Source organism: Bacteroides sp. An269 (genome assembly GCF_002159755.1).
GTDB lineage: Bacteria > Bacteroidota > Bacteroidia > Bacteroidales > Bacteroidaceae > Phocaeicola > Phocaeicola intestinalis.
Genome location: NZ_NFJG01000147.1, coordinates 1 through 8,809 on the forward strand (window position 1 = coordinate 1; position 8,809 = coordinate 8,809).

General features: G+C 47.0%; 5 protein-coding genes. 2 read left to right on the forward strand and 3 right to left on the reverse strand.

The annotated features are described in order from the left end of the window. The first annotated feature begins 236 nt into the window (after window positions 1–236). Window positions 237–653 (forward strand): hypothetical protein, encoded by a 417-nt coding sequence (locus B5F71_RS17720; protein WP_337625212.1) that lies wholly within the window; start codon window positions 237–239, stop codon window positions 651–653. Here B5F71_RS17720 and B5F71_RS17725 read toward each other — a convergent pair. Both B5F71_RS17725 and mfd read right to left on the reverse strand, forming a co-directional pair. Further along, window positions 641–1,927: a histidine-type phosphatase gene (locus tag B5F71_RS17725; protein ID WP_087212985.1), complete on the reverse strand. Its 1,287-nt coding sequence runs from the start codon at window positions 1,925–1,927 to the stop codon at window positions 641–643. The genes B5F71_RS17720 and B5F71_RS17725 overlap by 13 nt on opposite strands. Window positions 1,928–2,052: 125 nt before the next feature. Continuing rightward, window positions 2,053–5,421 carry a transcription-repair coupling factor gene (mfd, locus tag B5F71_RS17730; protein WP_087212989.1) on the reverse strand — a complete coding sequence of 1,123 codons (3,369 nt, stop codon included), beginning with the start codon at window positions 5,419–5,421 and terminating at the stop codon, window positions 2,053–2,055. Between the two features lie 75 nt (window positions 5,422–5,496). Here mfd and B5F71_RS17735 point away from each other — a divergent pair, with 75 nt between their 5' ends. Continuing rightward, window positions 5,497–7,674: a CDC27 family protein gene (locus B5F71_RS17735; RefSeq protein ID WP_022039324.1), complete on the forward strand. Its 2,178-nt coding sequence runs from the start codon at window positions 5,497–5,499 to the stop codon at window positions 7,672–7,674. 198 nt (window positions 7,675–7,872) lie between these two features. Here the strand turns inward: B5F71_RS17735 and lipB are convergent, their stop codons facing one another. Further along, window positions 7,873–8,544 carry a lipoyl(octanoyl) transferase LipB gene (gene lipB, locus B5F71_RS17740; protein ID WP_022039325.1) on the reverse strand — a complete coding sequence of 224 codons (672 nt, stop codon included), beginning with the start codon at window positions 8,542–8,544 and terminating at the stop codon, window positions 7,873–7,875. Window positions 8,545–8,809 lie beyond the last annotated feature (265 nt).

Here is an 8,809-nt window from a genome sequence, read left to right on the forward strand (position 1 = left end):
GACGAAGAACAGGAGCGAAAAGGACCAAAAAATCGCCCAAAGCACACACGAAAACGGATACATCAAGCCAAGAAAAACTTTTTGGAGAAATTCAAAACAGCTTCTTAGTAACAGGCAATCTTATTCCTGCAGGAAAAGGCGTAAGCGGAAGTACACAGAAAATCGTCACCTTTGCCTGCAAATCACCAGGATAATATAAGGTATATGGATTTATCGAATTGGTTTAAAAGTTTTGAATGGGTATCGCACGACTCACGGAAGAAGAGCGGAAACGTTTTTTCGCTGAGTGTGGAAAGAATTGCGTGCGCAACGGCGTGTTACCCATTTACGAAAAGCTGTACAAAGATGCCAACGGCAACATGGATACATTCTTCCGCAAAGCAAACGAACTGCCTGGAGTCAGCGGAAAGGTAGTGAAAGAAGGACAGATATACCGTCTTTCCTTTCTGGAATGCACATGCGGACTGCACACAGAGGGGTATGTCCGCACACCCCTGCTGTGTGAATGCTCACGTCAAAGCGTGCTCTATGCATTGCACAGCCTGTGGCAGGAACATGATTTCCGTGTAACGCTCTGCTGTTCCATCCTACAGGGCAACGAGAAGTGCATAATGCAGATTGAGGTAATACAAGGCAGAAGTCAATCTTCCTGAGTCACTTCCACATCGGGTAAGGAAATACTATCGACTACCTTCTGCCAGTAAGCACGGACATCTTTCCAATGGTAGAAAGGCGCACTGTCGGTTTTGACAGGAAGCGTCACCTCACGCTCGTTCAGAAGAAGCTTCACCAGAATGTCATCATTTTCCGGCTTGCGGAAGAAAATGAGTTGCACGTTGCCGCACATCGGAATAATACGGTAGGTGCGGTAGGTATCGGCTATCTTTTGCCAATCACCGGTAGAAGCAGACAAATGATTGCACCCCATCAGCGTGGCCAAGGGAGCCAGATTGGTATCATGTCCATAACGAAGGGTAACGCAATTCCGTTTCGAAGCGATGACCGTATCGGCAGTCTCTACAAAATTACGGAGCAGGTTACGTTCTACCTTGTACATACAAGCACCGCTCAGCGGGGATGCGCCTTTCTCGTAATACCACTCGAAGTTATTACGTTGCCACAAGTCGTAACGTTCATCTTCGGTAAACAAGAACGCCAAATCAGGTTGATTGTAACTGCTTTGGCTGATTCCGTCCAGTTCGAAGAGGTCCATCATCAGTCCCATAGGATCTTCCACAGCCTGAGGACGGGTGAAGAGCTGCTTCATCAGACGGTCAGGATGCACGTATATGCTGTCGGCAGCACGATAGACCGAATCAGCATTCGCCAAATGGACAGCTTCGTAGGGTTCGTTCTTATACTTTATATAATAAAGGTCATGATTGCTGGCATCGTTGGTGATATTCAATTTCGGATTTAAACCTTTCAGCTCCACACACCCGGCGGTCATCGAAAGGAAAGCACGGGTCTTATAGGTAGAGCGGGCATCCACGTGTACACCTTCGGTAAACACTTGCGGATAACGGGCAAACATACGGCGTACCAACTGGCGATGTTGTTCAGCTCCTTTCGGAGTGAGTTCTCCATAGCGTCCTTCGGCTTCCTGCGCCAGACTTTCCACTATCTTGAGTGCCCGTTTCCCATCGGCAGTAAGGATATGTTGCTTTTCGGCATCACGCAAGACAGCCAAGGGCTTATCGTATTTTTTCTGCTTGGTAAGATAACGTGAACCGTGACGGGCGAACATCGAGATGTAAAAGGGTTCATAGCCTTCAGGAGCCGGAGTAAGTTCTACGGACGGAGCCTGATAGGCATAATACTTACCGGCTGCCAAAGCCGGGTTTTGGCGGATTTCATCCTTTGCGGTCTGTGCTGACACTGACAAGGCAACACAAAACAAGGGAACAAACGATAACAATCTTTTCATACTATCTTATAAATAAAAAAACGGATGTAAATGTAGAGATTCTTCCCTACACTTACACCCGTTGATACGTTAAAAGATAACGTCAGCCTTTGAAATGAAACAGGACTGAAATATGTTTGTCACGCTTATTGCGCCGGCATACTTACGATCTCTTGCATAATGCGTACGGCGGTCTGCACGTCTTTTACGTCTTTGATGACCATGCTTCGCTTACCGTTTTGCTCGCGCAGGTTACATATACGCGGGTTCTGTGACATATAGTTGATTATTTTCCCGAACGCCTCGCTTTGATAATAAGGGCTCTCCAGGTTGCTGACAAAATACAGCGTCATCCGCCCTAACTTGAGGATAACCTTTTCGATGCCCATCCGTTTCGCCATCCGGCGCAAGGGCACGATACGTATCAGTTCTTCTCCTTCGGGCGGAATCTTGCCGAAACGGTCTACTAGCCTTGCCTTGAAGGCTTCGACATCCTTGTCCAATTCCAGTTTATCCAATTCGCGGTAAAGCAGCATACGCTCGCTGCTGCTGGGAATGTACTCGTTGGGGAAAAGCAATTCGAGGTCGCTCTCTACCGTACATTCATCCACGAAGCCTTCTCCGCTCAGCTTCTCTTCGCCCGCCTTGATTTCATCGGCATAGAGGTCGGCAAACTCATCGTTCTTCAATTCGGTCACGGCTTCGGATAGAATCTTCTGATACGTTTCGTATCCTAAGTCGGCAATGAATCCGCTCTGTTCGGCGCCCAGCATATTCCCGGCACCACGGATATCAAGGTCCTGCATGGCAATGTGAATGCCGCTTCCTAAGTCGCTGAAGTTCTCGATAGCTTGCAAACGGCGTTTGGCTTCGGGGGTCAGAGCAGACAAGGGGGGAGCCAGCAGATAACAGAAAGCTTTCTTGTTGCTCCGCCCTACCCGTCCGCGCATCTGGTGCAGGTCGCTCAATCCGAAATTCTGCGCCTGGTTAATGATGATGGTATTGGCGTTGGGAATATCGATACCGCTCTCGATGATGGTGGTGGCAAGCAACACATCATAATCATAATTCACAAAGTCGAAGATGATTTTCTCCAGTTCTTCGGGTTTCATTTGTCCGTGCCCCACGCACACACGGCAATCGGGAATGTTACGTTCTATCATCGCTTTCAGTTCGGACAGATTCTGGATGCGGTTGTTTACGAAAAACACTTGCCCGTTACGGCTCATTTCAAAGTTGATAGCATCGGCAATGATTTCTTCATTGAACGTGTGCACCTCGGTCTGTATGGGATAACGGTTGGGCGGCGGGGTCTGGATAACCGACAGGTCGCGTGCTCCCATCAACGAAAATTGCAAGGTACGCGGAATAGGCGTAGCGGTCATTGTCAGCGTATCGACGTTCACCTTCAGCTGACGCAGTTTTTCCTTCACGCTCACGCCGAATTTCTGTTCCTCATCGATAATCAGTAACCCAAGGTCTTTGAACTTCACACTCTTGCCGATAATCTTGTGCGTGCCTATCAGGATGTCTATCTTTCCGTCCGCCAGTTCCTTCAAGATACGGCTGGTGTCTTTTGCCGTACGGGCACGGCTCAGGTAGTCTACCTTGCACGGCATTCCTTCCAACCGCTTGCTGAACGTCTGGAAATGCTGGAACGCCAGCACGGTAGTAGGTACCAGCACTGCTACTTGCTTGTTGTCGGTCACCGCCTTGAAGGCTGCACGCACAGCCACTTCGGTCTTGCCGAATCCTACATCGCCACACACCAGACGGTCCATCGGACGGTCGCTTTCCATATCTGCTTTTACCTCTTGTGTAGCTTTCAGCTGGTCGGGCGTATCTTCGTAAAGGAAACTTGCTTCCAGTTCGTGTTGCAGAAAACTATCGGGGCTGTACTTGAAGCCCTTTTCCTGCTTGCGGCGCGAATAGAGCTTGATAAGGTCGCGGGCGATGTCCTTGATTTTCGTTTTGGTACGTTCCTTCATCTTCTCCCACGCCCCGGTACCCAGCTTGCTGATGCGAGGCTGCTCGCCTTCTTTCCCTTTGTACTTCGAAATCTTATGCAACGAATGGATGGAAACGAAGACTACATCGTCATTTTGATATACCAACTTGATAACTTCCTGCGTAGTGTTCCCATTGGGGATACGCACCAGTCCGGCAAACTTTCCGATACCGTGGTCGATATGCACCACATAGTCTCCCGGTTCAAACTGGCTCAGTTCTTTCAGCGAAAGCGCTACCTTTCCGCTACGTGCCTTGTCGCTGCGTAAATTGTATTTATGAAAACGGTCGAATATCTGATGGTCGGTAAAAATGCAACACTTCAGTGTATGGTCGATGAAACCTTCGTGCAAAGTGCGGTCTACCGGCACAAATGATATCTTATCGCCACGTTCTTGAAAAATGTCACGCAAGCGGTCGGTCTGCTTCACACTGTCCGAACAGATATACAACTGATATCCCCGCTGCCGGTAATCGGTCAGGGTGCTCGCCACCAAATCGAAATTCTTATGGAAAATCGGCTGAATGGAAGTTTGGAATGCCAACGTTGCCTGAGGAGTGCCTGCCGCTTTATGCCCAAAATCTATCCGCCGGAAAGACAATGCCTTTTGCAGAAAATCAGGCCCGGAAATTAATTTTTTCCGCAAATTTACCCAGTCGGTTTCCTCCCCTTCGTATGCCTGCACTGCCTGAGGAGAAAAAACCTCATCGTGTACCGTCTGGATACGCTCACGCACCCACATCAAGTCTTTGACCCACAGCACACATGTCTCAGGAACAAATTCCAGCAGACACACATCCCCGTCAGAAGCTTCCGACAATTCGGGAACAATACTTACCGCATCTTTCTTCTCTTTCGAAAGTTGCGAATCCACCTCAAACGTACGAATACTGTCTATCTCATCACCAAAGAAATCAATACGATACGGATATTCTGATGCGAACGAATATACATCGAGAATACTTCCCCGCATTGCAAACTGTCCTGGCTCATACACATAGTCAACACGATGAAAACCGTATTTTACCAATTCTCCGGTTATCACTTCCGTATCGATGTGCTGTCCGATACGAAGACACAACATCCGTTCATCCAGCGACTTTTGGGATACCACTTTTTCTGCCAACGCATCGGGATAAGTCACCACCGTAACAGGTTTCTCCTGTTTCAACCGTGCCAATACTTCCGTACGCAATATCTCATTGGCTGCATCACGCTGACCATACTTAATGGCCCGCCGAAACGAAGAAGGGAAAAACAAAATCTCTTCATCACCATCGACCTGTACCATATCGTGATAAAAATATCCTGCTTCTTCCAAATCATTCAAGATAAAAAGATTCACCCGGGAATACTGCTTAATGAAAGCCGATGCAAAAAAAGAAGCACACGAAGCATGAGTGCCTTCCATAAAAACAGTACGTATATCTTGATTCTGCAAAAGTTTCACCAAAGCCCCCACATTCGGATGTTTGGCATAAATTTGTTGAAGTCCAGCTATTTCCATTGTAATTCCTATAGATGGCGCAAAATTACAAAATTATTGCTACATTTGCACTTGTCAAACCAGATAAAAAACTTTATGCACGAACACATCATCGAACTGTTAGACCAACGGCGGCTGAAAGAAGCACTCGTCCAGCTGCAAGCTTTTGCCGTAGAACTGGAAGACTGGCAATTGAATGCAGACATCGAAAGCCTGTCAACTACATACAATTATATGCTGCAATACGCAGCCCAAGGAGTAAACGACCCCGAACGTGGGAAAATGTACTGCCACTTGTGGAGAAGAGCATATGAACTGGCCGACAAGGCAAACTTCATCAAAACCGGAAAACGCGGAACTGGATATTTTGCCGACACCTACCGCCGGCAAATGCAACACCCTGCACATTCGTTGCAAGAATTGCAAATGACCTTGGAAATGTTAAGCGAAGACATGGCATTGTCACAACTGCCAGTGACCGAACCGTTGCAGACAGACAAAAAAGAAAATCCTTTTATCAGACATGAACAGACGGTAGATGAATTATTTTACAAAATATGGACTTCGGCACAATGGTCGGAAAACGAACAGAACCAAGCCGAAGCCTTTCTCTCGTCATTGCTGATACCAGCCAACGATATTGCCGTGATGCTCAGTGCAACCACCCTCAGCCTGCTACACATATTCGACAGCCGCAAGTACCAATTCCTTATCAATGCCTATCAATCAGGCACCGACACGCTAGTCACCCAACGGGCACTGGTAGGTATCGCCCTGGTAGCATACTACCAAGAGGCACGCCTCAACCTCTATCCCGAACTGCTGGCTGCCCTTTCACTGCTCACCGAAAAACCGAAAGCAGCTAAAGAACTGCTCACCATACAAATTCTACTCCTTCTTTCACGCGAAACAGAAAAGATAAGCAAAAAAATGCGTGAAGAAATCATCCCGCAAATGATGCGTTCTGCCAACATAGCCAAAACCGACCTGAAAATTTTAGACCTGGAAGAACTGGAAGACAAAAATCCGGAATGGAGCAAAGGAATGGCACAGGTGGAAAATACCATCCGTGAACTAGGCGAACTGCAAATGGAAGGAGCGGACACCTACATGAGCACATTCTCACAACTGAAAAGTTATCCTTTCTTCCGGGAAGCAGCACATTGGTTCTACCCATTTGATAAACAAACCCCCGAAATAGCTCCACTCTTCAAAGACGAAAAAGAAGGACAACGCTCAATGATGGGACTGATAATGGACTCACCAGTCTTCTGTAATTCAGACAAATACTCATTCTGCCTCACGCTTTTTAACCTGCCCGAACAACAACGTCAGTACATGACTTCGCAGTTCAATGCACAAACCGAAATGCAAGCGGAACAGATACAAGCACTTTCTGAAACATCAAAAGACTTTCAAAAACCCGAAATCGTCAGCCGGCAATACATCCACGACCTTTACCGCTTTTTCAAGCTATGGATGTACCGCAACGAAGTGGACGACATATTCAAAAGCAAACTTGACCTGTGGAACTGCCAAGCACTCGGTCCGCTATTGCACCACACCGAAGCCATCAAGCATATCGCCGACCACTTGTTTGCCAAAGATTATATGGAAGAAGCATCACAGCTTTATCTCCGGCTGAGCCAGGAAGAAAAGCCCAACGCCGAAATCATGCAGAAGCTCGGCTACACCTACCAGAAAATGAAAAACTATGAGGAAGCCATCCGGGCATACCTTCAAGCCGACCTGCTCAAGCCCGACCATCTTTGGACTTTGAAGCATCTGGCACAATGCTACAAACGTACCCGACAATACTCAAAAGCATTGGAATACTACGAGAAAGTGAAAGAAATGAAGCCCGATGACTTGAATATTCTGCTCCAAATCGGACAATGCCTTGCCACTCTCCGCCGCTACAAGGAAGCATTGGCATACTTCTTCAAGGTTGAATACTTGGACAATGCACCTGCCAATGCACAGCGTGCCATAGGCTGGTGTTACTTCATGACCGGTAAATACGAAGATGCGCTCCGGTTCTATCGCAAACTGACAGATACACCCGATAATGTACCAATGGCCGACTGGCTGAACACCGGACACGCCTATCTGGCACTTGGAAAAATTCCAGAAGCCTTGGAACATTACCGGAAAGCTGAAAACAGCTGCATAAGCCATGAAGCATTTATCCAGAACTTCAAAAACGACAAAGAAGCATTACTTGAACAAGGCGTACCCGAAGACACACTTTACCTTATTCCAGATATGCTGTAAAAGACAAAAAAATGAATGCCCGCAAACAGCCAATACATACCCCTGAAAAATGAATATATACTGCATACGCAGTTGAATATATACTGCATACGCGGTTGAATATATACTGCATACGCCTACGGATATATACTTCATCGGCAAATGCAGTACTACTGCGTTTTCAACTCAGTCAGATTGGCTAATTGCGGACATGCATTATTAAAAGGAAACAAGGTGCGCACGGAGTTCCTTTTCCAACCTCAAGCATACCTCTTCCATAGGAATTTCCATACCGGTTTCCTTGGCTAACGAGGTCACTCCCTTATCGATGAAGCCACACGGATGGATGTAACCGAAATAACGCAAATCGGTATTCACATTCAGTGCCAATCCGTGCATTGTGACAAAATGGCTGCTCCGTACTCCGATAGCACATATTTTCCGCTCAGAAGAAGTGCCGATGTCCAGCCATACTCCCGTAGCTCCCTTCACTCTTCCGCCCTCAATGCCATAGGAGCGGCACACACCGATAACTGCCTCTTCAAGTACCGAGACATATTCTTTCAATCCCAAATGAAAATCTTCCAGACAAAGGATGGGATAACACACCAGCTGCCCGGGTCCATGAAATGTAATGTCTCCTCCCCTGTCGATATGAAAAAGCTCTGCACCTATCCGCTTCAGTTGTTCTTTGCCCAACAACATATTCGTCTCTTTCCCGTGCTTTCCCAACGTATATACAGGGGGGTGCTCGCAAAACACCAACCGGTTAATATAAGATACATGGCCGGCACGCGCCGCAATCACCTCATTAAACAAACGAGACTGGCGTTCCCATGCTTCCTGATAAGGAATCATACCCCAATTTTCTGTTTCCAACGATACTTTCATTTTGCCTTTCGCTTTATATTATGAATTCCGCATCCAGCCAATATCCCCCCTGAAAACGAAGTTATATTCATAAACCATTCCAATCAACTGCTACAGCCCGCGAAGACAACTGAAACGGTAAAGTTGAGAAGCTGTTTTGAATTTCTCCAAAAAGTGTTTCTTGTCTTGATGTATACGTTTTCGTGTGTGCTTTGGGCGATTTTTTGGTCTTTTTCGCTCCTGTTCTTCGTCAGATAGCCCGCTATCTTCCTCATCACAAAAGCGA